Here is a 26,744-nt window from a genome sequence, read left to right as displayed (position 1 = left end):
ATAATCGGCATACATCGCGTTGCATCGAGGAGTGAATGAAGTGAATAAAGAACAGGTAATCGTTATCGGCGGAGGTCCATGTGGACTGTCAGCAGCGATCGAACTTAAACATAAAGGAATTAATCCTCTGATTATTGAGAAAGGAAATATAGTGAATGCCATTTATCACTATCCTACTCACCAGACTTTTTTTTCTTCTAGTGAGAAACTGGAAATAGGCAATGTGCCATTTATCATTGAACAGCATAAGCCTAAGAGGAATCAGGCGTTAGTTTATTATAGAGAAGTGGCCTCAAGGCACGACTTAAGAATTAACCGTTTTGAGAAAGTGGAGAATGTAACGAAGCAGGACGGCTCGTTTTTAATTCAGACAGATAAAGATCTTTATTCAGCAGAACAGGTAATCGTTGCGACCGGTTATTATGATCATCCGAATAAGTTAACCTGTCCGGGAGCGGAGCTTGGAAAAGTTCATCATTATTTTAAAGAAGCGCACCCTTATTTCGATCTGGATGTGGCTGTCATTGGGGGTAAAAACTCAGCAGTTGATGCAGCGATTGAACTTCAAAAAGCTGGCGCAAGAGTAACAGTACTTTATAGAGGCAGTGAATATTCACAAAGTATTAAACCGTGGATTCTTCCTGAATTTGAAGCGCTGGTGAAAAACGGCACTGTTAAGATGGTCTTCAATACAGAAATAAAGGACATTTCACATCAGGAATTAATTTATTCAGATGGCTTCAAGGACATTACAATAAAAAATGATATTGTATTTGCTATGATCGGCTATCACCCTGATCATTCATTTATTGAAGCGATGGGTGTGGATATTGATTATGATACAGGCAGGCCGTTGTTTAACCCTGAAACGATGGAAACAAACGTAGAAGGGATCTATATAGCAGGTGTTATCGCAGCCGGTAACAATGCTAATGAAATCTTTATTGAAAATGGCAGGTTTCACGGAAATCAAATAGCAGATGCAATTATCAAAAAAGGAAGCTAAGCAGCTTCCTTTTTTGATGTAATATCATTATTTAAACATGGATACGATATAATCCGGATCATCAGACTGTGATAGTCCAATCATCAGTTTCAGTCTTGCCTTTTGCCCGTTCAGGCCATTAGAAAATATAACACCTTTTTGCTTCAGCTGCCTGCCTCCGCCCTCATAACCATACACGTCCTGTGTAATTCCATTAAAACATCTGGATACGAGTACGACAGGGATATTTTTGTTAATCAGGTCCTCAATGCCGGAGACTGTCCCCGGCGGCAGATTCCCCTGACCAAGTGCTTCTATAATGACGCCATCAAAATTCAGATCTGCCAGTGCACTGAGCAACCTTGAATCCATTCCGGCATAGGCTTTGATGATTGCTACATTTTTACTGAGCGCAGAAATTGAGTACTTTACATCTAATTTCGGTGTATGGTGAAACAGCACACCGGCCTTCGTAACAATTCCGATTGGACCATACTGCGGACTCTGAAAGGTAGAAACGTTACTAGAGTGAGTTTTAGTAACATTAACGGCAGTATGGATTTCATCATTTAAAACGACTAGAACACCCTTGCCAAAGGCTTCATCACTTGTAGCAACTCTGACCGCGCTAATCAGATTGTAAAGACCATCCGAACCGATCTCATTTGAAGATCTCATAGCACCTGTCACAACGATTGGTATAGATAATCTGAGTGTAAGGTCCAAAAAGTATGCTGTCTCTTCTAAAGTATCTGTTCCGTGCGTAATTACAGCACCATGGATGCCGTGTTCAAGATAATACTTTTCAATCAGTTTTTTCAATTCAAGCATATGATCCGGTGTGATATGAGGTGAAGGCAGTGTAAATGGTGCTTCCACTATAAAGTCAGCATAATCATTCAGATTCTGTGTTTGTCTTAACAGGGGATTGTTACCTTCTGTTTTAACAGCGCCTGATTCGTCTTCAGACATTGAGATTGTGCCGCCGGTATGTATGAGTAATAATGTTTTTTTCGACATTTTATGCCTCCCGAAAAGTTATATGTGTAAATGAATTCTTTTCCATGATACGATGAGAAAAACGGATTGAAAAGAGGCAACAGCATGATCGCTCTAATTTCAGCTGCGATAGCACCGGGACTTGCTCTTCTAAGTTACTTCTATTTAAGAGATCAATATGACTCAGAGCCTGTTAGAGTCGTATTCAGAGCGTTTATATTAGGTGTTGCAGTAACATTCCCGGTAATGTTTTTACAATATGTGATTGAGGTTGAGACTGATTTTTCCAATACACTCATACAATCTTTCCTGGCTTATGGATTATTAGAAGAATTTTTCAAGTGGTTTATTTTATACTTTTTTATTTTTCATCTTGTAGAATTCGATGAACCTTATGATGGTATTGTTTACGGTGCAGCTGTATCACTTGGGTTTGCCACTCTTGAAAACGTATTATATCTCGCAGTATACGGACTTGATGCAGCGGTCGGGAGAGCACTCCTTCCTGTATCAAGTCACGCACTTTTCGGTGTCGTAATGGGTTATTACATAGGAAAAGCAAAATTTCACATGAATAAAAATTTATTTATATTTATTTCTCTTATATTGCCCATATTGCTTCATACTACATATGACTTTATTCTGATTAGCAGCAGGAACTGGATCTATTATATGGTTCCTTTCATGTTATTTCTCTGGTGGCTGGGTTTGTGGAAAGTGAAAAAAGCTCATATCCTGACAGATCATCATCATAAAACAAAACTGACCTGAAAAGCATGCGCCTGCATGCTTTTTTTGTAATTTATGAAAAGTCTGATGTTCCATATTCAATAATTGAATTGTATAGAATAGCTGAATTGGTTCAGATTATTAGTATCAGTTTGACAGGAGGAATCTGTATGCAGAAAAACTTTTGTATGTGTTTATTGGCTTTTTCAATTTTTTTCAGCAATGTATCAGTAACTGATGCCTTCAGTGGGCAGGTGATTCAAAAAGGCGCTTTTGGGGATGATGTCATTGAACTGCAGTCAAGACTTCAGTATATCGGCTATTACAAAGGGCAAATTGATGGAGATTTTGGTTGGGGCACTTACTGGGCATTGAGAAATTTTCAGTCTGATTATGGTATGGACATTGACGGGCTTGCAGGTCCGGAAACGAGACAGAAATTAATTAATGCAAGTGACTACAATGAGTCCTTCGTAAGGGAAAACCTCAATAAGGGAGTTAAATTTACTCATTATGGAGGAACCCCTTTAAAGAATCAGGTTAAAACAGAAACGGTATCCAAAAAGCTGAAACTACCAAACGGTTATTCAGAAAATGATATTAAACTAATGGCTAATGCAGTTTACGGTGAAGCAAGAGGAGAGCCATACGAAGGGCAGGTTGCTGTAGCTGCAGTTATTTTGAACAGAATTGAAGATGAAGCATTTCCTAATACCGCATCAGCTGTTATTTTTGAACCTCTAGCATTCACTGCTGTGGCTGATGGTCAAATCTGGCTGACGCCGGATGATCAGGCAAGAAGGGCTGTAATGGATGCAATAAACGGGTGGGACCCGTCTGAGAACGCATTATATTATTTTAACCCGGTAACTGCAACCAGCAAATGGATCTGGTCCAGACCGCAAATCAAAAAGATTGGTGAACATATTTTCTGCCTATAAATAAGGAGAATGAAAAATGAACTGGAAAAAAATAATTTTAATTGTGTTATTTTTATGTGCCTTTTCAGCTGCTGCCTTCGCAGCTTATCAGAAGGGTCAGGCAAATGCACTGCAAAATCATATGGAAAACCAGTACCAGCGTGCCTTTCATGAAATGACTTTTCAAATGGATCTACTGCATGATGAAATCGGATCAACTTTAGCGATGAATGGGGGGAGAACATTATCCCCCGCACTCACAGAAGTCTGGAGATTAACTTCGATGATTCACTCAGATATTGGTCAACTGCCATTAGGTGTCTTGCCTTTCAGTGAAATGGAAAAGTTTCTGATGAAGATTGGCGAGTTCAGCTATTTAACTTCAGTGAGGGACCTTTCTTCAGAGCCACTCACAGTCGATGAATACAAAAAACTTGAACAATTGTATGATCAGTCAGCAGAGATACAGAATGAGCTGAGAACAATCCAGAGCAGAATTCTGGAAGAAGAACTCAGCTGGCTTGATCTGGAGCAGCTCATGGCCACTGGTGATGCGAAAGCACAGCCGGTTGTTGATGGATTTGCCAAAGTTGATGGAGTTGTAAAAGGGTATGCATCTGAAACCTTTGCACCAACAGATCAGGAAACTGCTTCACAGCGCAGAAAACAGCTTCAGCATCTGACAGGAAATGAGATACAACCAGATGATGCATTAAGTATTGCTGAAAAGTTTTCCGGTATGCAGCTGGAAAATGCTAATGTTTCGAAAAGCCTTAAAGGATCGACTTATCCATTTATATCCGTTACAGACACCGAAGAATCGTTTTCGATGGACCTCTCGGTTAAGGGGGGATATCCGCTTTATATGATTAAGGATAGAGAAGTCACTGAGGCGAATCTCAGCCTGAATGAATCTGTTACTGAAGCTGAAAAGTTTCTTAATCAAAATGATCTGAATGATCTTAAGCTTGAAAAAGGACAACAAACTGATCACAGTGCTTCCCTCACATTCTCAAGGTACCTGAAAGACAGTGACATTTGGGTGCTTGATGATTCAGTCTATATTAAGGTTGCACTTGATAATGGAGAAATTCTCGGGTTTACCGGTTATGATTACTGGGCAGGTCACGGGGAGATTGAAATTCCGCAGATAAAATTGACAGAGAATGAAGCACTTTCCTTGTTGCATTCAGAATTCGAAAATGGCGAGACAAGAATGACTTTGATCAGAAATGAGGTTGATGAGCATGTGCTGTGTTACGAATTCACGGGTATAACGAAGGAAGAAACATTCCGGATCTATATCAATGCAGAAAACGGACAGGAAGAAAAAGTAGAAAAGCTATAGAGGATTTACTGAAAAAGGAATTGAAAAAGTTTTTTTCTGTGCGATAATACCTATATATCCGAGTATAGGTGGGTGTATCAGATGAAAATAGGAACAGTTCTAACGATTGAACCAATGCATGCTTCAAGCCATGATAAATATAAAAGCAGACTGGTTGAAATCAGTGACGGTAAGCTGTTTATTGATTATCCAATTAATATGACTACAAACAAAACTGTATTTTTAATTGATGGAATGCAATTAAGGATTAGCTATACATCCGAGAATAATGATGCCTTTTCATTTGAAACGGAAGTGAAAGGTCGTAAAAATGTAAACATTCCTATGATATTACTGGATCAGCCCGATGAAAAGGACTTAATTAAAGTGCAGCGCAGGCAATTTGTCCGGGTAAATACTTCAATAGATTTATCAGTGAAAACTGAAATGGCTAATTTCAATACCGTAACTGAAGATGTCAGTGCCGGAGGGCTATCTTTTATTTTAAAAGATGGTATGGATTTTCATTCTGGAGATACGGTCGGGTTGTTTATGGTGCTTCCTATGCGGAATGGTGATAACCAATATTTAAAAGCTGCTGGTGAAATTACGCGCACCAAAGTTGTAAATCGTGTTCAGATCGGTATGCTTAAGTTTAACAATCTGACCGCACTCGAAAGACAGCTTTTACTCCGGTATACGTTTGAATGCCAGCTGAAAATGAAGGAAAAATAAACGTAACGCGTCTGCTTTTACTTAAGCAGGCGCGTTTTTGATACCTATTTTAAGGACCATGTTATGATACAATAATTGAGATTATATTAGATTGAGGAGAATCGCCAGTGAATAATACTAAGAACATTCGAATTGCACTAGACGGACCGGCCGCTGCCGGCAAAAGTACAGCAGCAAAAAAAATAGCTGAAAAATTAGGTTTTATCTATATAGACACAGGTGCAATGTATCGCACGCTTACTTACAAAGCATTAAAAAGTCAGATTGATCCTAAAAATGAGCAGGAATTATATAACCTTTTATTGAATACAGTAATAGAGCTAAAGCCAGGTAAAGATGGGCAGCTTGTTTATTTAGATGAAAAAGAAGTCACTCCAGAAATCAGGCAGCAAATTGTCACTCAGAATGTTTCTGATGTTGCGCTCCATAAACTTGTCAGAAGTGAAATGGTCAGAAGACAGCAGGAGCTTGTGAAAAATGGCGGCATCGTGATGGATGGACGTGATATCGGGACAGCTGTTATTCCAGATGCTGAACTGAAAATATTTATGTCAGCTACAGCTGAGGAGCGTGCAAGACGACGCTTCGAAGAACACCAGAAACAGGGAATCATATCGGATCTGCAAGAGCTTAAAGCTGAAATAGAAAAGCGTGATCATATTGATTCAACAAGAGCTGTATCCCCGCTAGTAAAAGCAGAAGATGCAATAGAGCTTGATACAACGCATATGTCAATTTCAGAAGTAGTAAACAAAGTGACTGAGTTAGCTGCTGATCGGGGGGCATCATTATGAATTTATACTCTTTTGCAAAAGGATTAGTAAAATCTGTACTTACGCCCGCTTACAGAATACGTACAGTGGGTAAAGAACATATACCGGAACATGGAGGCGTATTAATTTGTGCAAATCACATTAATGTACTTGACCCTCCTGTTGTAGGCATTACTTCGCCACGTCCGGTTTCATTTATGGCAAAAGAAGAACTTTTTAATATGCCAATTCTGAAAAAGCTGCTGCCTAATCTGAATGCATTTCCGGTAAAAAGAGGGATGAGTGACCGTGAAGCTCTGCGTAAAGGTCTGAAACAATTAAAAGATGGTCATGTTGTCGGTTTATTTCCAGAGGGCACCAGGAGTAAGGATGGTCAGATTGGAAAAGGACTTGCAGGTGCAGGATTTTTTGCATTGAGATCTGATGCTGCAGTTGTTCCTTGTGCAATAATTGGGCCGTATAAATTCTCAAGACGCCTTAAGGTAGTTTATGGTAAACCGATTGATATGGCTGAATTAAAAGAAAGAAAAGCATCTGCTACTGAAGTAACCGAAATCATTATGAATGAGATTAAAACACTTTCCGACAATCATCGATAAAAGTTCTCGCTTGACAAACAGGGCTATTTATTAGAAGTTAGTAGTATATTCTGAATTTAACATTAAACTGTGAATTTTTTCACATTTAATACAATTTCAGCAGTCTTGGATTAAGGAGGAGTACATATGACAGAGGATATGAACAACATCGAAGTAAACTCATTAGAGGTAGGAGATCGGGTTACCGGTACTGTAACCAAGGTGGAGGAAAAACAGGTTCTTGTGGATATAAAAGACAGCAAGATAGACGGTATTATTCCGATCTCAGAACTTTCGAGCCTCCATGTAGAAAAAGCCTCTGACGTTGTGAATGAAGGGGACGAGCTGGACCTGGTCGTCACTAAGGTTGAAGAAGAACTGCTCGTGCTCTCTAAACGTAAAGTTGAAGCGGAAAAAGCGTGGGAAGAAATGAAGCGCAGATATGAAACAGAAGAAGTGTTTGAAGCTGAGGTCAAAGACGTTGTGAAAGGCGGACTTGTTGTTGATCTAGGTGTAAGAGGCTTCGTACCTGCTTCTCTTGTTGAGGATTACTATGTAGAAGATTTTGAAGATTACAGAGGTAGATCTCTTACTTTTAAAATTGTAGAACTTGACGAAGAGAAAAACAGACTGATTCTTTCTCACCGTGCTGTAATTGAAGGAGAAAAGGCTGAGAAAAAGAAGGAACTGCTTGAAAATATCCAGGCTAATGATGTTCTGGACGGGACAGTTCAGCGCATTACTGACTTTGGAGCCTTTGTAGATATTGGCGGTGTAGACGGACTGGTTCATATTTCACAGTTGTCTCATCAACATGTTGAAAAACCGTCCGATGTTGTAGAAGAAGGTCAAAAAGTACAGGTCAAAGTACTTTCTGTTGATCGTGATAACGAAAGAATTTCACTGTCAATTAAAGAAACTTTACCAGGGCCTTGGACAGGCATAGAAGAAAAAGCCCCAAGAGGAGCTGTTCTCGATGGTAAAGTGAGACGCCTCGTATCTTATGGAGCTTTTGTGGAGGTATTCCCGGGCGTTGAAGGTCTGGTTCACATTTCACAAATTTCACATCAGCATATCGGGACTCCGCATGAAGTATTAAATGAAGGTGAACAGGTTCAGGTAAAAGTACTGGATGTGAATGTTAATGATCAAAGACTATCACTTTCGATCAAAGAGCTGAAAGAAGATAAAGGCTCTTCATCACAAGGCTATGAAATGCCTGAAGAATCTTCAGGTTTCCAGCTTGGTGAAATGATAGGGGACAAACTAAAAGATTTAAATAATGATAAGTAATTAGGTGAATGAATGTGAGTAGAGCGAAAAGAAAACTGGACCATATTGAATATGCTTTATCTGACAGGCAATCCGGAAAAACCGGTTTCGATGATGTTGTCATTATTCATCAGAGCCTTCCGGACAGCTCAGTCGATGATGTTTCTCTTCACTCTGAAGTAGGCGGACTTATACTAAGTTCGCCTTTTTTCATCAACGCGATGACTGGCGGAGGTGGAAATAAAACTTCAGAAATCAATGCTTCACTGGCAAGAGCTGCAAAAGAAACAGGAATCGCATTATCTGTGGGTTCTCAAATGTCAGCGATTAAAGATAAACAGGAACGGCACACCTATGAGGTGGTAAGAAAAGAAAATCCTGAAGGGCTGATATTCGGTAACATAGGCAGTGAGGCAACCGTATCACAGGCACTCGAGGCAGCTGAAATGATCGAAGCCGATGCCCTTCAAATCCATTTAAATGTAATTCAGGAGCTGGCAATGCCTGAAGGTGATCGTGCGTTTAACGGTGCCCTTGAGAGGATTGCCCGGATCGCTGATGAATTAACAATTCCAGTCATTGTGAAAGAAACTGGTTTTGGCATCAGCAGTGAAGCTGCAGCAAAGCTTGATCAGACAGCCATTGCTGCAATTGATGCAGGGGGATATGGCGGAACGAATTTTTCAAGTATTGAAAATAATAGGCAGGAAAGAAAAAAACTATTTTTTAATGAGTGGGGAATTCCAACTGCCGCCTCGATTGTAGAGACTGTCCATGCCACGTCAAAAGATGTACTTGCTTCAGGAGGCATACATAAAAGTTCAGATGTACTAAAAAGTCTGATTCTCGGTGCATCTGCAGCTGGCATTGCAGGGTCATTCTTAAGAATATTAACTGAACAGGGTGAGGGACAGTTAATCGAAGAAATAAAATATTTTCAGGATGATCTGATCATGATGATGACTGCACTAGGTTGTAAAAACACTGAAGATCTCCACAGGGTACCTGTAATTCTAAGAGGTGATTTGTACCACTGGCTGAGCGTCAGAGGCTTTTCTCCGGAACTAATGAGCAGAAGATCCTGAATTGTTTTTCTTATGTACTTTACAATAAAAGCTGATTTCCTTAAAAAGAAATCAGCTTTTACTTGTATGGTCAGTCATTGTGCATTAAATTAATTACTGATACAATGATTTGGCTGTATAGAACGAATAAATTGATAGTACACTTTAAATGAAGTGTGTAGAAAGGGTGAACGTCATGGCAAAAGCAAAGCCGGTCGTTGCGATAGTTGGTCGCCCAAATGTAGGGAAATCCACTATTTTTAACAGAGTTGTTGGAGAGAGAGTATCAATTGTGGAAGATACTCCTGGTGTAACAAGAGATCGTATTTACAGTTCAGCTGAATGGCTGAACCATGATTTTAATATTATTGATACAGGCGGTATTGATATCGGTGATGAGCCGTTTTTAGAGCAGATTAGACAACAGGCTGAAATCGCCATTGATGAAGCTGATGTTATTATTTTTATGACGAATGGTCGTGAAGGTGTCACTTCAGCTGATGAACATGTTGCGAAAATTTTATATAAATCAAATAAACCCGTAGTCCTTGCTGTTAATAAAGTGGACAACCCTGAGATGAGAGATCAGATTTATGATTTTTATTCACTTGGTTTTGGTGAGCCGTATCCAATCTCAGGTTCACATGGACTGGGTCTTGGTGATCTTCTTGATGCTGCAGCTGAACATTTTGATAAGCGTGAAATAGCAGATTATGGAGAAGAAGTCGTGAAATTCTCTTTAATCGGCAGACCGAATGTAGGGAAATCCTCATTGGTCAATGCGCTTCTTGGAGAAGAACGGGTTATTGTCAGTAATGTAGCCGGTACGACCAGAGACGCTGTTGATACCCCTTATAAATATGATGGTCAGGAATATGTCATTATTGATACTGCAGGGATGCGTAAAAAAGGAAAAGTCTATGAGTCCACTGAAAAATACAGCGTACTCCGTGCACTGCGGGCAATTGAACGTTCAGACGTTGTGCTTGTTCTGATTGATGGAGAAGAAGGTATTATTGATCAGGATAAAAAAATCGCAGGTTACGCTCACCAGGCAGGCAGAGCGGTCATTATTGTTGTGAATAAGTGGGATGCTGTAGAAAAAGACGAAAAGACAATGGATAAGTTTGAAAAAACGATTAGAGCACATTTCCAATTTCTTGATTATGCACCGGTAGTTTTCGTTTCAGCATTAACGAAGAAACGAATCCATACACTGCTTCCTGTTATTAATATGGCTAGTGAAAATCATTCGATGAGAGTACAGTCAAGTATTCTGAATGAAGTTGTAATGGATGCTGTCGCAATGAATCCAACTCCGACCGAAAACGGCAGAAGATTAAAGATTTTTTATGCGACACAGGTGGCTGTTAAACCACCAACTTTTGTAATATTTGTTAATGAACCTGAACTGATGCACTTCTCATATGAGAGATTTCTTGAAAATCGTATCAGAGAGGCATTCGGTTTTGAAGGTACACCGATCAGACTGATTGCAAGAGCAAGAAAGTAAGACAAAGGAGGGTTTAATTTGGCAAATCTTCAAATCGCAGTACTTGGAGCCGGAAGCTGGGGAACTGCTTTGGCACTTGTATTAGCAGATAATCACCACCAGGTAAAACTCTGGACTCATACAGAAGCTCAGGCTGAGAAAATCAATCAGACGCACATGAATGATAAGTATCTTCCTGACACTGAACTGCCGGAACTTATCAGAGCCTATTCAGATATAAAGGAAGCTGTTTCAGCTGCAGATATGATTGTTTTTGCAGTTCCTGCAAAAGCTACACGTGAAGTAGCAGAAAAAGTGAACCGTGTAGCTGGTAAACCTGCAGTTGTTGTACACGTCAGTAAAGGGATCGAACCTGATTCGCATTTGAGAATATCTGAAATACTGGAAGAGACACTCACTCCTGAAACAATGTCAGATCTTGTTGTTCTGTCCGGACCAAGTCATGCTGAAGAAGTCGTCAAAAGGCACCCTACAACTGTAACAGCAGCATCACATCAGATCGAAGCGGCTGAAAAAGTCCAGGATGCATTTATGAATCAGCATTTCAGGGTCTATACAAACAATGATGTGATCGGTGTTGAAGTCGGTGGTGCATTAAAAAATATTATTGCGCTCGCTGCAGGTATAACAGATGGACTTGGTTATGGAGATAATGCGAAAGCTGCTCTGATTACACGTGGACTTGCTGAAATTGCGAGACTTGGTACAAAAATGGGTGCTAATCCACTCACTTTTTCAGGACTGACCGGTGTAGGCGACCTGATTGTAACCTGTACAAGCGTTCATTCAAGAAACTGGAGAGCAGGTAATATGCTTGGCAAGGGACATAAGCTTGATGAAGTGCTTGATAGTATGGGCATGGTTGTAGAAGGCGTCAGAACGACAAAGGCGGCTTACCAGCTAGCTGATAAATATGAGGTCTCTATGCCGATCACAACTGCTCTTTACCATGTATTATTTGAAGGTGTGCACCCTAAAGAAGCGGTTGACCAGCTCATGGCACGTGTAAAAACGCATGAAATGGAAGATCTGGTTAACATACTTGAAGATCAGGACGAAAAAACCGGGAATTGATCCCGGTTTTTTCATTGTGAAAAATCACTCTGACAGAAAGAATGAACTTTTTCTGACTCTTCCAGACCATAAATCAAGTTTATCTAGTTAATATGCTATAATATAACAGCACGTTTTGTGAAAGGGTGAGCTTTAGTGGATGCATTAACGAAGATGTGGATTTCATTCGGTTCGATGGGGTTTATGTTTTTAGCAATTATTATTATTTATTTCAGCCGATATAAAATATCAAATAAAGTTTTAAAGTTTATCACTGCATTTGCAGCCTATATTTTTATGATATTAGCAGGTTTAATCATGCTTTGGGTCGTATTGAGCGGTCCGACGATGGAAGCCTGATCAGGGGGAGAATGATATGAATAAACGCCTGATTGTCCTAGCTGCAGCGTTTTCAGTTATCCTGAGTGGATGCATGTTCCCTTCACAGGAAAGAGCAGGAAATGAAATTGCTTATGAAGAGCAGATTGAGAGTGTGCAGTCTGCTGTGGACCAGTACCAGGAAAGCACTGGTGGGCTGCTACCAATAAAGACAGTTGATAATGATACACCGATTTACAGAAAGTATCAGATTGACTTTTCAATGCTAAAGCCAAGATATATGGCTGAGCTCCCGGGAAATGCGTTTGAAAACGGCGGAGTCTTTCAATATACGCTTTTAAATGTAGAAGAGGATCCGACTGTATATGTATTTGACCTGAGGGTGGCAGAAACAATCAGAACAATCCAGATCAGAGTTCAGGCAAATCGAGGTATTCCTTTTAAGGAACAGGTTGGAGACAATATGTATTCAATTGATTACGCAAAGCTTGGGTTTGATGAAGATCCGACTGCTGTCAGCCCTTATACAGGAAACGAACTGCCGTTTGTAGCAGGTGGTGACGGGACAATCTATCTTGACTATGTGACTGATCTGTATCAGCTAACACAGGAGCGCGACCTCTCTTCTTATGAAAATGAAGAAGATCTGCGTTCGATTCTGCTCGAGGATTCAAGAGTAGTACCTGCATACAGCGTTCCGTATTTTGTAGGTGAAGATGGGGAAATTGAATACGGAAGAGAAGAAACCGGTTCTTAAAAGAGCCGGTTTTTTTTGTTCTTTTTGCAGCATGTCCTCATAGAATATAATTGCGTGATGCTGAAACAGGGGGGCTTGCAGATGGAAAAACAAAACGTATTCGAACATATTGCAGAGAGAACGGGAGGGGATATTTACATTGGTGTAGTTGGTCCGGTCAGAACCGGAAAATCAACTTTTATAAAAAAAATGATGGAGCTTGCTGTCATACCCCATATGAAAAATCCTGCAGAAAAAGAACGTGCTCAGGACGAACTTCCACAAAGTGCAGCCGGTCGGACAATTATGACGACAGAACCTAAATTTGTACCCAATCAGGCAGTAAAAATTGCTGTGTCAGAAGGCCTTGAAGTCAATGTCAGAATGGTGGATTGTGTAGGTTATACGATACCTGGAGCGAAAGGGCATGAAGATGAATATGGTCCCAGAATGGTTCATACGCCATGGTACGATGAACCAATCCCGTTTGATGAAGCTGCAGAGGCAGGAACCAGAAAAGTCATACAGGATCACTCAACGATCGGTGTAATGATGTCAACCGATGGTACAATTGGTGAAATACCAAGAGAGAGCTATGAAGAAACGGAAGAAAAAATTATTGCAGAGTTAAAGGAAGTTGGAAAACCTTTCATTATGGTGCTGAACAGCGCGAGACCGCATCAGGAACAGACTGAAATGTTAAGAAAAGAACTACAGCTTAAATACGACGTACCCGTTGTTGCAATGAGTGTTGAAAGCATGAGGGAAGCAGACGTCATGATGGTGCTGAAAGAAGCTTTATACGAGTTTCCTGTCCTTGAGGTTAATGTACAGCTGCCGGGGTGGGTCATGGTGCTCGATCAGGATCATTGGCTCAGATCCCATTTTGAAACAGCTATCGGTGATGTGATTCATGATATACGGAGAATACGGGATGTAGACAGGGTGGTCAGACAGTTTGAAGAATTTGATCATGTAGACACGGCTCAGCTTGCAGGAATGGATATGGGCGGTGGTGTTGCCAACATTGATCTTCATGCACCTGAAGAATTATACGATCAGGTAATTGAAGAACTTATTGGGGAAAGGGTTACTGGCAAAGATCATTTTTTATCATTAATTAAAGAATATACAGAAGCTAAAAAAGAATATGATCAATTCTCGGATGCTCTAAAAATGGTGAGGCAGACAGGTTATGGTATTGCTGCACCTGTATTATCAGATATGAGCCTTGATGAGCCGGAAATCATCCGGCAGGGTGCAAGGTATGGCGTCAGATTGAAAGCAGTTGCTCCATCAATCCATATGATTAAAGTTGATGTTGAATCAGAATTCTCACCAATTATTGGTACAGAGAAACAAAGTGAAGAGCTGGTCCATTACTTAATGCAGGACTTTGAGGATGACCCGTTATCAATCTGGAGCTCTGATATATTCGGCCGGAGTCTGAGTTCAATTGTCAGAGAAGGTATACAGGCAAAGCTTGCAATCATGCCTGAGAACGCCAGATACAAGCTTAAAGAAACGCTAGAAAGAGTGATCAACGAAGGATCAGGTGGAATGATTGCAATTATTCTTTAAACATACTCGCTCCAGGCAGCCTGCTTTAAAGGCTGCTTTTTTTATTTTATTTCTTGCTGTGATTCGTCAAACATGATTTAGTATGCTATGATGCATATTCAATGAAAATGAATCGAATATCATTTTAATTATAAGTGCAGACAACATTAAAAACCTTTATATGATGCGATTTAGTAGTGAAAAGAGGTTTATTTTTCCTATATAAGGAGATAATAAGAAGAGATTGCCAATAATTATCGTATTATTCTTGCTAATGTATTTTTAATGTGATAATCTTTTAACAGAATTGATCTAAAACATTGATTCTATAGGCTTTTTAACGATTATTTAAATCGTGAAGATGCTTTTCAATGTTCACAATGTAACAGAGACTTGCCCATACTTTTTTGGGAGGAGGTGAATGACGTGAACAAGACTGAACTAATCAATGCAGTTGCTGAGTCTGCTGAGCTTTCTAAGAAAGACGCAACTAAAGCAGTTGATGCAGTATTCGATACAGTACAAGATGCACTTGCTAAAGGTGATAAGGTACAACTGATTGGTTTTGGTAACTTCGAAGTACGCGAGCGTGCTGCCCGTAAAGGCCGTAATCCGCAGACCGGAGAAGAAATCGAAATCTCAGCAAGCAAGGTGCCTGCTTTCAAACCAGGTAAAGCGCTAAAAGATGCTGTTAAATAATACATATCTTTAGCGAGAAAACCGCACAATTCGTGCGGTTTTTTATATGACGTAAAAATGATCGCACATTAACTGAGTAGTTGGCTTTGCGCCTTTTTCGTCCATTATGCTAATATGAAGTGAAATATAGCAGTGTAGGAGGATTGGACAATGGACCATACAACTGAACAGTTGACAACTTTAACGGAAGAGAAGAACGGTCGTGTAGACCGGGAGAAAATACAAAAAGCAATTACGATGCTATTAGAAGCAGTAGGTGAAGATCCTTCAAGAGAAGGCCTTCTTGATACACCAAAAAGAGTTGCGAAAATGTATGAGGAAATGTTCTCAGGTCTTCATAGTGACCCTAAAGAGTATTTTAAAACAGTTTTTAACGAAGACCATGAAGAGCTAGTGTTTGTAAAGGATATTCCTTTTCATTCTATGTGTGAACATCATCTGGTTCCCTTTTACGGAAAAGCCCATGTGGCTTATCTTCCTAAAAACGGTAAGGTTACCGGGCTGAGCAAATTAGCTAGAGCAGTTGAGACTACTGCAAGAAGACCTCAGCTTCAGGAAAGAATTACATCTACAGTTGCTGATGCGATTATGGAAATGCTCGCACCACATGGAGCATATGTAATAGTTGAAGCTGAGCATATGTGTATGACAATGCGCGGTGTTAAAAAGCCTGGTGCAAAAACCGTTACAACAGCTGCACGGGGTGTATACGAAGAAGATTCTGTACTCAGAAATGAAGTGATGACTCTTCTTAAGATGGATTAAAAAAGGAGCGAGTTTCTTTGAGTGACCAGAGTAATTTTATTAGTATTAAAGCGCTGGAAGATGGCGTGAATGTGATTGGACTGACACGTGGAACAGATACAAAGTTCCATCACTCCGAAAAGCTGGACAAGGGTGAAGTCATGATCGCCCAGTTTACTGAACATACATCAGCCGTTAAAGTACGGGGAAAAGCATCAGTTTTGACTGCACATGGAGAAGTGCTGAGTGATGAAAAAATAAAAAAATAAAGTGAATGATGGAAGCCAGCAAGTGCTGGCTTCTTTTGACTTCACTATACCTGCAATTGATATGTTATAATGGTAGGGATTTATAGACTCGGCTCAATTTAAATGGCCCACATTCAACACTGAATATCAGGTTCACTAATGGATGGATAAGTCTTGTTACATATGAACTAATGAAACGGGGAGAAAACGATGAGCTTTAAACATTCTGAGCGCTGGATGAATGATACAGTGCAACACATATCCGACCAAATTCATCACCCCTATCTTCATGCAGCAATCGGACAGCCTGAGATTGACCTGGAAAGGTTGTCACTGCTTTTACTCCCCTTTTACCTGAAAAATAAATATACAAAGCTTGACCAGTCCTATGTGGCTACAGCGATACTGATTCAACAGGCATTAGACACTCATGAAAAAGTGTCGTCAAACAATGAATCCCATCGAATTAAACAGCTGACAGTTCTCGCAGGGGATTACTATAGCGGTCTTTACTATAAAATCCTCTCAGATATTCCCGATATAGAGCTGATCAGAAAAATTGCACACGCGATCGAGGAGATTAACGAGCATAAAATCGAAATTTCCCCGGGGCATTCATTAACGGAAAGTGAGTTCCTGCATAGTCTTACAAAGATTGAATCATCCATTATTACGGGCCTCTTTAAGCATTTGGGCTTTCATGAAATGGTGCCGCTTGCAGAAAAATTACTGCTGATTCAGCGTCTGAAAAGAGAAAAAACAGCTTTTTCAGAAGGACATTTTTCAAGTTTATTTTATTTTTTTAAACATGGTAAACATCATATAAAAACATCAGATTATACACGGGCATATAAAAGTATTGTTAAAAAGATTTCTGAAGAGATTGAATTACAGGTAAAGGAATTGAACCTTCCTATATCAGCAAAGAACCTGCCGATCTTCAGCTCTTTTTATGAAAGATTGATTATGTATGCAGAGGAAGGGTAATTATGCAGACTGAAAAAGAACAGAAAGTTCATGGCGTATTTGAAAAAATTCATGGGCGCTATGATCAAATGAACTCAATCATCAGCTTTCAGCAGCATGTTCGCTGGAGAAAATATACGATGGATAAAATGCAGGTGGCACCCGGAACTAAAGCACTAGATGTCTGCTGCGGCACTGCGGACTGGACTATTGCTTTAGCTGAGGCAACAGGGGCTGAAGGAGAGGTAATTGGTCTTGACTTCAGTAAAAACATGCTTAAAACAGGTCATGAGAAAGTAAAGAACTACCCTCAGATTCAACTGGTACATGGGAATGCAATGTCTTTGCCTTATGCAGATCATTCATTTGATTATGTCACCATTGGTTTTGGTCTCAGGAATGTACCTGACTACTTACAGGTATTGAAAGAAATAAATCGGGTCCTGAAGCCAGGTGGAATGGCTGTATGTCTTGAAACATCCCAGCCGACACTTCCGGGATTTAGACAGATTTATTATGCATATTTCAAATATGTAATGCCGGTATTCGGAAAGTTTCTTGCTAAGAGCTATAATGAATATTCATGGCTGCAGGAATCCGCAAAGGATTTTCCCGGTGCAAAAGAATTAGCAGGAATGTTTGAAGAAGCCGGTTTTACCAGCGTACATTACAAACCTTTCAGTGGTGGAGCGGCTGCCATGCATATCGGCTATAAAAAAGCTCAACATGTAGATTAGGTGGAAGTTAAATGAAATTAACAATGCTGTATTCGTTTCTAAAAGCGGATATCGAAGAAATAGAAAAAGAGCTGGGTAAAGCAATTGATTCAGAAACTGCATTATTAAAAAATGCATCACTTCATCTACTTCAGGCCGGAGGAAAGCGTATCCGACCTGTTTTTGTACTGTTATCCGCCAAAACAGGACATTATGATATTCACAGAGTTAAAAACGCTGCAGTAGCGCTGGAGCTAATTCATATGGCCTCATTAGTTCATGATGATGTCATTGACAACTCTGAAATGCGCAGAGGAAGAACAACGATTCAGGCTGAGTGGAATAATCAGGTGGCAATGTATACAGGGGATTATATGTTTGCCAGAGCTTTAAATTATATGACAGTGATTGAGGATACCACTGCACACCGGATTTTATCTGATGCAATTGTAGAGCTTTGTCTTGGCGAAATCGCTCAGATTGAGGATAAATACAGATTTAATCAGAGCATAAAAGATTACTTCAGAAGAATTAAAAGAAAAACCGCTCTTTTGATTGCAGTCAGCTGTCAGCTTGGTGCTGTAGCTGGAGAAGCAAGTCCTGAATCCCAGAGAAGATTATACCGGTTTGGTTATTATGTAGGGATGGCTTATCAGATTACTGATGATATTCTCGACTTTACCGGTACAGAGAAGGAACTTGGAAAACCTGCCGGTGGTGATTTGCTACAGGGAAATATTACACTCCCTGTGTTTTTCGCAATGGAAAATCAGGAACTTGGACATAGAATCAGAAAAATCCATGAGGACATGCCAAAAGAAGATCTTCAAGAGATTATAGACAGTATTCTGAAAACGGATGCGGTTAAAAGATCTTCTGTTATCAGCCAGCGCTATCTTGTCAAAGCGCTTGAGCAGCTCGATGCCCTCCCAGCTTCCAGAGCTAAAAAGTCCCTAAGAGATATTGCGATTTTTATTGGTAAAAGAAAGTATTAATATGTAATGAAAACGTTGCCAATAAATGAAATGAGTGATAATCTTTTAAGGGGTCTTCTTTAGGCCGACATACATAGTTGGGGGAATATGAGATGGAAAAGACATTTTTAATGGTTAAACCAGACGGTGTACAAAGAGGGTTAATCGGTGAAGTGATCAGCCGGTTTGAGAGAAAAGGCTTTAAGTTGGCAGCTGGAAAACTGATGGTTATTTCAGACGATCTTGCCAAGAAACATTACGGTGAGCATGCGGACAAGCCTTTCTTTGGTGAATTGGTAGATTTTATTACTTCGGGTCCTGTTTTTGCAATGATCTGGGAAGGGGAAGATGTTGTAAAAACTGCCCGTCATATGATGGGCGCAACAAAACCAAGTGAAGCCGATCTCGGAACAATCCGGGGAGACTTTGGACTGACTGTAGGTAAGAATATTATTCATGGTTCTGACTCTTTAGATAGTGCTGAACGTGAAATGAATCTTTTCTTCGGTGAAAGTGCGGCATTGGCATATAAAAAATCAAGTGATGAGTGGGTATATTAATGTTTAAAAGCACCTTAGCAGGTGCTTTTTTTTATAGCAATTTTTTTGATGTTTTACTATAGTAGCTTATAATAGCTATAACTAAAAAGAGGTGTATCTGATGTTAAATGATTATGCAGATTTTGTATCATATATAAAGATTAGAACAGGAATTGATCTTGGTCTTTATAAGGAAGCGCAAATGAAAAGGCGCCTCACTTCTCTTTATGAAAAAAAAGGATATAGATCTTTCAACGACTTTTCATCCGCTTTATCATCAGAAAACAAGCTTCTTGATGAATTTCTGGACCGTATGACAATTAATGTTTCGGAATTTTACAGGAATCAAAAGCGGTGGTCAGTACTCGAGGATAAAATATTGCCTGTTCTGTTAAAAAATCATAAGCCTCTCAAAGTCTGGAGCGCTGCTTGTTCAACTGGTGAAGAACCGTATTCTCTTGCAATGGTGCTTAACAATTTTCCGAAAGGCAGTTACGCTAAAATATTGGCAACTGATTTAGACAGAGTTGCATTGGAAAAAGCTAAAATTGGACTTTACGTTGAGAGAGCTCTGGCTGAGGTGCCTATTGAAGTAAAGCATAAACATTTTACAAGACAGGGTGCTTTTTATCAGGTAACCGATCATATAAAGAATCAGGTTATTTTTAAACAGCAGAATCTTCTTAATGATCGATTTGAAAGCGGCTATGATTTAATTGTCTGCAGAAATGTCATGATTTATTTCACAGAAGAAGCTAAAGAGGTGCTATATCATAAATTCAGCAGCGCTTTGAGGCCTGGTGGTGTCTTGTTTGTTGGAAGCACTGAACAAATTTTTAATCCTGCCAAATATGGCTTTGAATCAGCGGATACATTTTTTTACCGGAAAATTTAAATTTGCCGGATAATTTCACTACATACAAAATAAAAAATATGTTAGACTGTACAAATATCACTTTAGCGAGTTGAAGGGGGAAAGCGTTATGATGAGATACTTAACAGCGGGTGAATCACATGGACCGCAATTGACAACAATCATTGAAGGTCTTCCTGCAGGACTTAATCTGGAAGCATCTGATATAAATGAGCATCTTGCAAGAAGACAAAAAGGGTACGGCCGTGGAAGAAGAATGCAGATCGAAACCGATCAGGCACAAATTCTGAGTGGTGTCAGACACGGTAAAACACTTGGTTCTCCAATCGCGCTTGTTGTTGAAAATAAAGACTGGACTCACTGGACTAAAATTATGGGTGCAGAACCGATTACAGATGATGAGGAAAAAGAAGTCAGACGTAAAATCACAAGACCAAGACCGGGTCACGCTGACTTAAACGGTGGCATTAAATATGGACACAGAGATATGCGTAATGTGCTCGAACGTTCTTCTGCCAGAGAAACCACCGTCAGGGTTGCAGCTGGTGCACTTGCACAGAAATTATTGAAAGACTTAGGTATTAATGTAGCCTGTCATGTGAAAGAAATAGGCGGTGTAGTTGCGAACGAGCAGCAATTGATGGCACAGGAGATCAGAGATAGATCTGAGCAGAGTGAAGTCAGATGTGTAGATCCTGAAGCTTCTGAAAAAATGAAAGATGCGATTGATCAGGCTAAGAAGAATGGTGACTCTATCGGAGGGGTCGTTGAAGTAGTCATTGAAAATGTCCCTGCAGGTTTAGGCAGTTACGTTCATTATGATAAAAAGCTGGATTCGAAAATTGCAGCAGCGGTTATGAGTATTAATGCGTTTAAAGGGGTTGAGTTTGGGCTTGGGTTTGATATGGCCAGACTTCCAGGCAGCCAGGTTCATGATGAAATTGCCTGGTCTGAAGATAAAGGCTACTACAGAAAGTCAAATCGTCTCGGTGGTTTTGAAGGCGGAATGACCACAGGTATGCCGATTATTGTAAGAGGGGTTATGAAACCGATCCCTACGTTATATAAACCGCTTGAGAGTGTAGATATTGACACTAAAGAGGCATTTAGTGCCAGCATTGAGCGTTCAGATAGCTGTGCTGTTCCTGCAGCAGCTGTTGTGGCAGAGGCTGTTGTGGCATGGGAGGTTGCAAAAGCGATCTGTGAGCAATTTGACAGTGATCGATTTGACCATTTAAAAAAGTCTGTTGAAGAACATAGAGCATACGCTAAGGACTATTAAAATGGAATATTTAACGATACATGCGGGAGAGTCATATCCGGTCATAATAGGAGAAAAGGCTTTATCTGAGATCACTAAGACTGTGATGAATCTAAAGCCTGCGGTCACATCTGTTTTACTGTTAATTGATGAAAAAGTTTATCAGCTGCACCAACAGACAATTGAAAAGCATATTCAGTATGATTCACTATATATTCTTCCACAGGGTGAGAAAGCAAAAACGTTTTCAGTATACGAACAGGCGATGGGAGCAGCTCTTGAGGCGGGTCTTGATAGACATTCGCTGATTATAGCCTGCGGAGGTGGCGCAACAGGAGACCTTGCAGGATTCACTGCAGCCACCTATATGAGAGGGATCAGGTATATTCAGGTACCTACTACAATCCTTGCTCATGACAGTGCTGTAGGGGGTAAAACAGCGATTAACCATCCACTGGGTAAAAACATGACCGGTGCATTCCATCAGCCCTCTGCGGTTATTTATGACAGCCTGTTTCTTAAGACTTTACCTTTAAGAGAAATCAGATCCGGATTTGCAGAAGTCATTAAGCATGCATTAATTGCGGATCCAGCATTCCTGAAAGAGCTGATGACTAATGTATCAAGCCTTGAAAACCTTCAGCCATTTTTTTTACAATATGCATTAAAAAAAGGCATTCAGATTAAAGGCGAAATTGTCAGCCGGGATGAGCGTGAACAGAACATCAGAGCATTTCTCAACTTCGGGCATACGTATGGACATGCTGTTGAGGCCTGGTCAGGTTTTGGTAAGAAACTTCATGGTGAATGCGTGATGATCGGGATGATTTATGCTTCACTGTTAAGTATAGAAAAAACAGGATTCGATTTTCAGATTGAACAGTTTATTAAGTGGGTCAAATCTTTGGGGTATGAAATTTCTGTTGAAGCCCCATTTGAAGAACTGCACCACCTGATGAAAAAAGATAAGAAAAACCTTAATCGAAATATACGTTTCGTATTACTCAGTGCGGTTGGACAACCTGAATTAGTAAGTGTTCAATCGTCTGAACTTGAAAACATTCATCAGTTACTGAAGCGAAAGGGGGAAATACAGTGATCCGTGGTATCAGAGGGGCAACGACGGTGGAAAGCGATCAGCAGGAAGCAATTGTAGAAGCGACACTTATGCTGTTAAAGGATATGATTGAAAAGAATAGTATTGATCCTGAAGAAACTGCTTCAGTTTTTATCTCTACGACAGAGGATATCCGTTCAGTGTTTCCTGCAAAAGCTTTAAGAAAAATTGACGGATGGGAATACGTACCGGTTATGTGTATGAGAGAAATTCCTGTTAAAGATGCACTCCCTTATTGCGTCAGAGTAATGGTCCATGTAAATACTCAAAAGAAACAAAAAGACATACAGCATATTTACCACCAACAGGCTGTTAAGCTTCGACCGGATCTGGTGGTTGCGCAGAGAAAGGCGGATTCATGATGTATATTAAAGATCAAGTGAAAAAACTTACGCCATATAAACCGGGTAAAACTGTAGATGAAGTGAAAAAAGAACTCGGTCTCAGTGAGATTATCAAGCTGGCTTCAAACGAAAATCCTTTTGGCTGCTCCGCTAAGGTTGGAGAAGAGCTTACAGCAAATGCCATGAATTATGCGATTTATCCGGATGGCGGTGGTTCTGTACTCAGGAATGCGCTGACTGAATTTTATCAGCTGCCGGGAGATCAGTTTATTTTAGGGAATGGATCGGATGAGATCATCCAGATTATATCAAGAGCAATGCTCGACGCTTCGAAAAACACAGTAATGGCAACTCCTACTTTCCCTCAATATAAGCACAATGCAGTGATCGAAGGCGCTGAAGTCACTGAAGTTCCACTCGTAGATGGCAGACATGACCTTGATAAGATGGCTCAGGCTGTTAACAGTGACACAGCGGTTATATGGGTGTGCAGTCCAAATAATCCGACCGGGGTAAGTATCAGTGATCAGGAACTTAAAAGGTTTTTAGACAGCATTCCATCCGATGTGGTCATTGTCCTTGATGAGGCATACTTTGAGTATGTTACTGCTGATGATTATTATGATGCACTCGAATTAATTAATCACTATCCTAATCTCATTGTGACGAGAACCTTTTCTAAAGCATATGGGCTTGCAGGATTCAGGGTAGGTTACGGGATTGCGCAGCCTGAATTAATTCAGGCGCTCGAACCGGTCAGAGAGCCATTTAATACGAATTCACTGGCTCAGCAGGCAGCAGCAGCAGCAATGAAAGACCAGGCATTTATTCAATATTGTAAAGAACAAAACAGAAGTGGTATTGAAAAGTTTGAACGTTTCTGTCATGAACATAAACTGAACTTCTTCCCGACGCAGGGGAACTTTATTCTTGTGCATTTTAATAAAGATGCAAATGAGATGTTTGAGGCATTGATGAAAAAAGGAATTATCGCCAGAAGCGGACATGCACTTGGATATCCTGAAAGTTTAAGAATTACAATCGGAACAGATGAACAGGTAGATAAAACCCTTAAAGCAATAGAGGAGATCATTTCGCAATAAAGGTTGTGAAGCTATGAATGGAAATGTATTTATTATTGGTCTCGGACTGATTGGTGGATCGATTGGATTGTCTATCCTTAAAGAGTACCCTGAGGCGCAGGTGACAGGCTTCGACCTTAAAGCAGAAGAGGTTAAACTCGCTAAAGCACTGAATGCGATTAATCGAACTTCTTCGTCATTAAGAGAGGATGCTGAGCAGGCTGATCTGATTATCATCTGTACACCGGTTAATGAAACTGAAAATCTGATGAGGTCACTCGCTGATTTTAACCTGAAACCGGATGTCATTGTCACAGATGTTGGCAGTACTAAGAAGAATATTATGTCAGCCAGCAGCGTTCTGACTGAAAAAGGAATCACGTTTATCGGTGGTCATCCGATGGCGGGCTCACATAAAAGTGGCGTATCTGCTGCGAAAGCCTTTTTATTTGAAAATGCATTTTACCTTTTAACGCCAGGTGATGCTGCAGATGAACAGTCAGTTGAGACACTAAAAAACTGGCTCAGAGGCAGCAAGGCAAAATTTCTTGAAGTTAAACCTGAAGAGCATGATCATATTACCGGAATGGTTAGCCATTTTCCACATATCATTGCATCCTCACTCGTACATCAGGTTAAACAAAATTATAAAAAGCAGCCGTTAGTATCCAGTCTGGCAGCTGGAGGATTCAGGGATATTTCAAGGATCGCTTCTTCAAATCCGTCAATGTGGAGAGATATTACGCTGCACAACATTGATACTTTAAAAGAATTACTGAAAGAATGGCAGCAGGAAATGGATAACGTCATTAATATGCTTGAAGAAAACGATGCTGATAATATTTATCAATATTTTTCTGAAGCTAAGAAGTTCAGAGATGCAATGCCAATTCTGCAAAAAGGGGCAATACCCTCTTTTTACGATCTATTTGTGGATGTACCCGACTATCCAGGTGTGATCTCTGAAATTACCGGTCTTCTTGCAAAAGAAGAAATCAGTATCGTCAATTTAAGAATCATGGAAACGAGAGAAGACATATATGGTGTCCTTACGATCAGTTTTCAGACTGAAGATGATCGTAAACGTGGTGCTGCCTGTATTTCTTCTGTTACAGACTATGATGTATTTACAGTCTAAAAACATAAAGAGGAGTTTTTTTGATGAAGATCCTTCAATTTGAAAGCCCTTCTGTCCAGGGAGAAATAAAAGTGCCTGGAGATAAATCAATCTCACACAGATCTATTATGTTTGGTGCAATCTCAGAAGGGGTTACAAGGGTAACTGGTTTTCTTAAAGGAGATGACTGTCTCAGCACAATTGACTGCTTCAGGAAAATGGGTGTGAACATTACTGAAAAAGAGGATGAGATTCTCATCGAAGGCCAGGGCTTTAAGGGTCTGAAAGAACCACAGGAGATATTAGACACAGGGAACTCAGGAACAACTACCAGACTTCTTCTGGGAATTCTTGCAGGTCAGCCATTTCACTCTGTTATTACAGGAGATGAATCTATCGCAAAGCGTCCGATGAACCGTGTAACCTTTCCACTTAGAGAAATGGGTGCAACAATCGACGGGAGAGATAATGGAAATCTGACACCATTATCTGTCAGAGGTGGAAGACTGAAGGCTTTTCATTATCAGCTTCCTGTTGCGAGTGCACAGCTTAAATCCGCGCTTATTCTGGCGGGTCTCCAGTCTGATGAGGAAACAACAATTGTAGAACCTGAAAGAACAAGAGACCACACTGAGAAGATGATCAGACATTTTGGCGGTGACATTCTTCGCGAAGGTAATACGATTAAAGTCCGGGGGAATCAGCCGTTTAAAGCAAGAGATGTAGAGGTGCCGGGTGATATCTCTTCAGCTGCTTTTTTCCTGACCGCTGCAGCCATCACTTCCAATAGTATTCTGAGCCTTAAAAATGTGGGTTTGAATGAAACCAGGACTGGTATTCTTGATGTTTTAGAGTTTATGGGTGCAGATTTTGAAGTAACCCAATCAAATCATGATGAAGAGCCTCTGGGTGAGATCTTAATAAAGAGCAGTGTGCTTAAAGGCTGTGAAATCGGTGGAGATTTAATTCCAAGACTGATTGATGAAATTCCAATCATTGCACTTCTTGCTACCCAGGCGAGTGGAAAAACTGTAATCAGAGACGCTGAGGAACTGAAGGTGAAAGAAACAAACCGTATAGATGCTGTAGTCGAAGAGCTGCAAAAGCTCGGGGCAGATATCCAGGCGACTTCAGATGGAATGGTCATTAACGGACCAGTCAAGCTAAAAGGCGGTCATGCTGACTCAAGAGGAGACCATAGAATCGGTATGATGCTTGCAGTAGCCTCCCTTATTTCTGAAGGAGCAGTGAGAATTGAGAATGCTGAATGCATCAGCGTTTCTTATCCTGTGTTCTTCGAAGATTTCTCAAAAGTTGTAAAATAATAAACATGAGCAGAGCAGAATTTTCTGCTCTTTTTAATTTGTAAAAAAGGTTTTCAGAAAAATAGAGCGAATGTAAAGAGATAAGAGGTTATGGTTGAATCTGAGCTCAAGTTCTCTTATTCTTTTATGAGATATGAACGAAAAGAGGTTTTATA

At 40.2% G+C, this 26,744-nt stretch carries 29 protein-coding genes; 28 read left to right on the top strand and 1 reads right to left on the bottom strand.

Going from position 1 to position 26,744, the window contains the following annotated elements:
* The first annotated feature begins 40 nt into the window (after window positions 1–40).
* Complete coding sequence (locus tag DH10bf12_RS13570) at window positions 41–1,006, top strand: YpdA family putative bacillithiol disulfide reductase (RefSeq protein WP_471735799.1); 966 nt, start codon at window positions 41–43, stop codon at window positions 1,004–1,006.
* A 27-nt stretch (window positions 1,007–1,033) separates the two neighbouring features.
* On the opposite strand, the gene DH10bf12_RS13565 is transcribed toward DH10bf12_RS13570, so the two are convergent.
* Window positions 1,034–2,005 carry an asparaginase gene (locus DH10bf12_RS13565; RefSeq protein ID WP_471735798.1) on the bottom strand — a complete coding sequence of 324 codons (972 nt, stop codon included), beginning with the start codon at window positions 2,003–2,005 and terminating at the stop codon, window positions 1,034–1,036.
* 84 nt (window positions 2,006–2,089) lie between these two features.
* On the opposite strand from DH10bf12_RS13565, the gene prsW reads away from it, so the two are divergent.
* The 27 genes from prsW to aroA all read left to right on the top strand — a co-directional run bounded on the left by prsW (window position 2,090) and on the right by aroA (window position 26,589).
* Window positions 2,090–2,755: a glutamic-type intramembrane protease PrsW gene (gene prsW, locus DH10bf12_RS13560; protein WP_471735797.1), complete on the top strand. Its 666-nt coding sequence runs from the start codon at window positions 2,090–2,092 to the stop codon at window positions 2,753–2,755.
* Window positions 2,756–2,883: 128 nt separating this feature from the next.
* Window positions 2,884–3,654: a spore cortex-lytic enzyme gene (gene sleB, locus DH10bf12_RS13555; RefSeq protein ID WP_471735796.1), complete on the top strand. Its 771-nt coding sequence runs from the start codon at window positions 2,884–2,886 to the stop codon at window positions 3,652–3,654.
* A gap of 16 nt (window positions 3,655–3,670) precedes the next feature.
* Complete coding sequence (ypeB, locus tag DH10bf12_RS13550; protein ID WP_471735795.1) at window positions 3,671–4,981, top strand: germination protein YpeB; 1,311 nt, start codon at window positions 3,671–3,673, stop codon at window positions 4,979–4,981.
* 81 nt (window positions 4,982–5,062) lie between these two features.
* Window positions 5,063–5,695, top strand: a complete 633-nt coding sequence (locus DH10bf12_RS13545) for a flagellar brake protein (protein ID WP_471735794.1) — start codon at window positions 5,063–5,065, stop codon at window positions 5,693–5,695.
* Window positions 5,696–5,802: 107 nt separating this feature from the next.
* The gene (gene cmk / locus DH10bf12_RS13540; protein ID WP_471735793.1) at window positions 5,803–6,489 is read left to right on the top strand and encodes a (d)CMP kinase; all 687 of its coding nucleotides are present in this window, start codon (window positions 5,803–5,805) and stop codon (window positions 6,487–6,489) included.
* On the top strand, window positions 6,486–7,067 hold the full coding sequence (locus DH10bf12_RS13535) for a lysophospholipid acyltransferase family protein (protein WP_471735792.1): 582 nt from the start codon (window positions 6,486–6,488) through the stop codon (window positions 7,065–7,067). The genes cmk and DH10bf12_RS13535 overlap by 4 nt, the downstream gene beginning before the upstream one ends.
* Window positions 7,068–7,193: 126 nt before the next feature.
* Window positions 7,194–8,339, top strand: coding sequence for a 30S ribosomal protein S1 (gene rpsA / locus DH10bf12_RS13530; RefSeq protein ID WP_471735791.1), 1,146 nt, complete (start codon window positions 7,194–7,196; stop codon window positions 8,337–8,339).
* A gap of 14 nt (window positions 8,340–8,353) precedes the next feature.
* On the top strand, window positions 8,354–9,403 hold the full coding sequence (gene fni, locus DH10bf12_RS13525; protein WP_471735790.1) for a type 2 isopentenyl-diphosphate Delta-isomerase: 1,050 nt from the start codon (window positions 8,354–8,356) through the stop codon (window positions 9,401–9,403).
* A 175-nt stretch (window positions 9,404–9,578) separates the two neighbouring features.
* The gene (der, locus tag DH10bf12_RS13520; RefSeq protein ID WP_471735789.1) at window positions 9,579–10,895 is read left to right on the top strand and encodes a ribosome biogenesis GTPase Der; all 1,317 of its coding nucleotides are present in this window, start codon (window positions 9,579–9,581) and stop codon (window positions 10,893–10,895) included.
* 18 nt (window positions 10,896–10,913) lie between these two features.
* Entirely contained in the window at window positions 10,914–11,969 is a 1,056-nt protein-coding gene (locus tag DH10bf12_RS13515) for an NAD(P)H-dependent glycerol-3-phosphate dehydrogenase (protein ID WP_471735788.1), read from the top strand.
* Window positions 11,970–12,122: 153 nt separating this feature from the next.
* Entirely contained in the window at window positions 12,123–12,308 is a 186-nt protein-coding gene (locus tag DH10bf12_RS13510) for a DUF2768 domain-containing protein (protein WP_404409566.1), read from the top strand.
* 16 nt (window positions 12,309–12,324) lie between these two features.
* A complete protein-coding gene (locus tag DH10bf12_RS13505) occupies window positions 12,325–13,044 on the top strand; it encodes a hypothetical protein (protein ID WP_471735787.1) in 720 nt (239 codons plus the stop codon).
* Between the two features lie 81 nt (window positions 13,045–13,125).
* Window positions 13,126–14,604: a stage IV sporulation protein A gene (gene spoIVA / locus DH10bf12_RS13500; protein ID WP_471735786.1), complete on the top strand. Its 1,479-nt coding sequence runs from the start codon at window positions 13,126–13,128 to the stop codon at window positions 14,602–14,604.
* Between the two features lie 405 nt (window positions 14,605–15,009).
* Entirely contained in the window at window positions 15,010–15,282 is a 273-nt protein-coding gene (locus DH10bf12_RS13495; protein ID WP_039809415.1) for an HU family DNA-binding protein, read from the top strand.
* Between the two features lie 150 nt (window positions 15,283–15,432).
* Window positions 15,433–16,047 carry a GTP cyclohydrolase I FolE gene (gene folE / locus DH10bf12_RS13490; protein ID WP_471735785.1) on the top strand — a complete coding sequence of 205 codons (615 nt, stop codon included), beginning with the start codon at window positions 15,433–15,435 and terminating at the stop codon, window positions 16,045–16,047.
* Between the two features lie 17 nt (window positions 16,048–16,064).
* Window positions 16,065–16,295, top strand: coding sequence for a trp RNA-binding attenuation protein MtrB (gene mtrB, locus DH10bf12_RS13485; protein ID WP_471735784.1), 231 nt, complete (start codon window positions 16,065–16,067; stop codon window positions 16,293–16,295).
* Window positions 16,296–16,484: 189 nt separating this feature from the next.
* The gene (locus tag DH10bf12_RS13480; protein ID WP_471735783.1) at window positions 16,485–17,261 is read left to right on the top strand and encodes a heptaprenyl diphosphate synthase component 1; all 777 of its coding nucleotides are present in this window, start codon (window positions 16,485–16,487) and stop codon (window positions 17,259–17,261) included.
* A 2-nt stretch (window positions 17,262–17,263) separates the two neighbouring features.
* Window positions 17,264–17,977, top strand: coding sequence for a demethylmenaquinone methyltransferase (locus DH10bf12_RS13475; RefSeq protein ID WP_471735782.1), 714 nt, complete (start codon window positions 17,264–17,266; stop codon window positions 17,975–17,977).
* 11 nt (window positions 17,978–17,988) lie between these two features.
* Window positions 17,989–18,951, top strand: coding sequence for a heptaprenyl diphosphate synthase component II (gene hepT / locus DH10bf12_RS13470; RefSeq protein ID WP_471735781.1), 963 nt, complete (start codon window positions 17,989–17,991; stop codon window positions 18,949–18,951).
* 92 nt (window positions 18,952–19,043) lie between these two features.
* The gene (gene ndk, locus DH10bf12_RS13465; protein ID WP_471735780.1) at window positions 19,044–19,490 is read left to right on the top strand and encodes a nucleoside-diphosphate kinase; all 447 of its coding nucleotides are present in this window, start codon (window positions 19,044–19,046) and stop codon (window positions 19,488–19,490) included.
* A 100-nt stretch (window positions 19,491–19,590) separates the two neighbouring features.
* The gene (locus DH10bf12_RS13460; RefSeq protein WP_471735779.1) at window positions 19,591–20,364 is read left to right on the top strand and encodes a CheR family methyltransferase; all 774 of its coding nucleotides are present in this window, start codon (window positions 19,591–19,593) and stop codon (window positions 20,362–20,364) included.
* Between the two features lie 91 nt (window positions 20,365–20,455).
* Window positions 20,456–21,625, top strand: a complete 1,170-nt coding sequence (gene aroC, locus DH10bf12_RS13455; RefSeq protein ID WP_471738239.1) for a chorismate synthase — start codon at window positions 20,456–20,458, stop codon at window positions 21,623–21,625.
* Window position 21,626: 1 nt separating this feature from the next.
* Window positions 21,627–22,703, top strand: a complete 1,077-nt coding sequence (gene aroB / locus DH10bf12_RS13450) for a 3-dehydroquinate synthase (RefSeq protein WP_471735778.1) — start codon at window positions 21,627–21,629, stop codon at window positions 22,701–22,703.
* A complete protein-coding gene (aroH, locus tag DH10bf12_RS13445; protein ID WP_471735777.1) occupies window positions 22,700–23,083 on the top strand; it encodes a chorismate mutase in 384 nt (127 codons plus the stop codon). Before aroB ends, aroH begins: the two co-directional genes overlap by 4 nt.
* Complete coding sequence (gene hisC / locus DH10bf12_RS13440; RefSeq protein ID WP_471735776.1) at window positions 23,083–24,168, top strand: histidinol-phosphate transaminase; 1,086 nt, start codon at window positions 23,083–23,085, stop codon at window positions 24,166–24,168. Before aroH ends, hisC begins: the two co-directional genes overlap by 1 nt.
* Window positions 24,169–24,181: 13 nt before the next feature.
* Window positions 24,182–25,285 (top strand): prephenate dehydrogenase, encoded by a 1,104-nt coding sequence (locus tag DH10bf12_RS13435; protein ID WP_471735775.1) that lies wholly within the window; start codon window positions 24,182–24,184, stop codon window positions 25,283–25,285.
* A 23-nt stretch (window positions 25,286–25,308) separates the two neighbouring features.
* Window positions 25,309–26,589 carry a 3-phosphoshikimate 1-carboxyvinyltransferase gene (gene aroA, locus DH10bf12_RS13430; protein WP_471735774.1) on the top strand — a complete coding sequence of 427 codons (1,281 nt, stop codon included), beginning with the start codon at window positions 25,309–25,311 and terminating at the stop codon, window positions 26,587–26,589.
* Window positions 26,590–26,744 lie beyond the last annotated feature (155 nt).

This window comes from Jeotgalibacillus sp. 10bf12 (assembly GCF_055597105.1).
The sequence above is the reverse complement of the archived record's forward strand: the minus strand, read 5'-3'. Positions and strand labels throughout refer to the sequence as shown.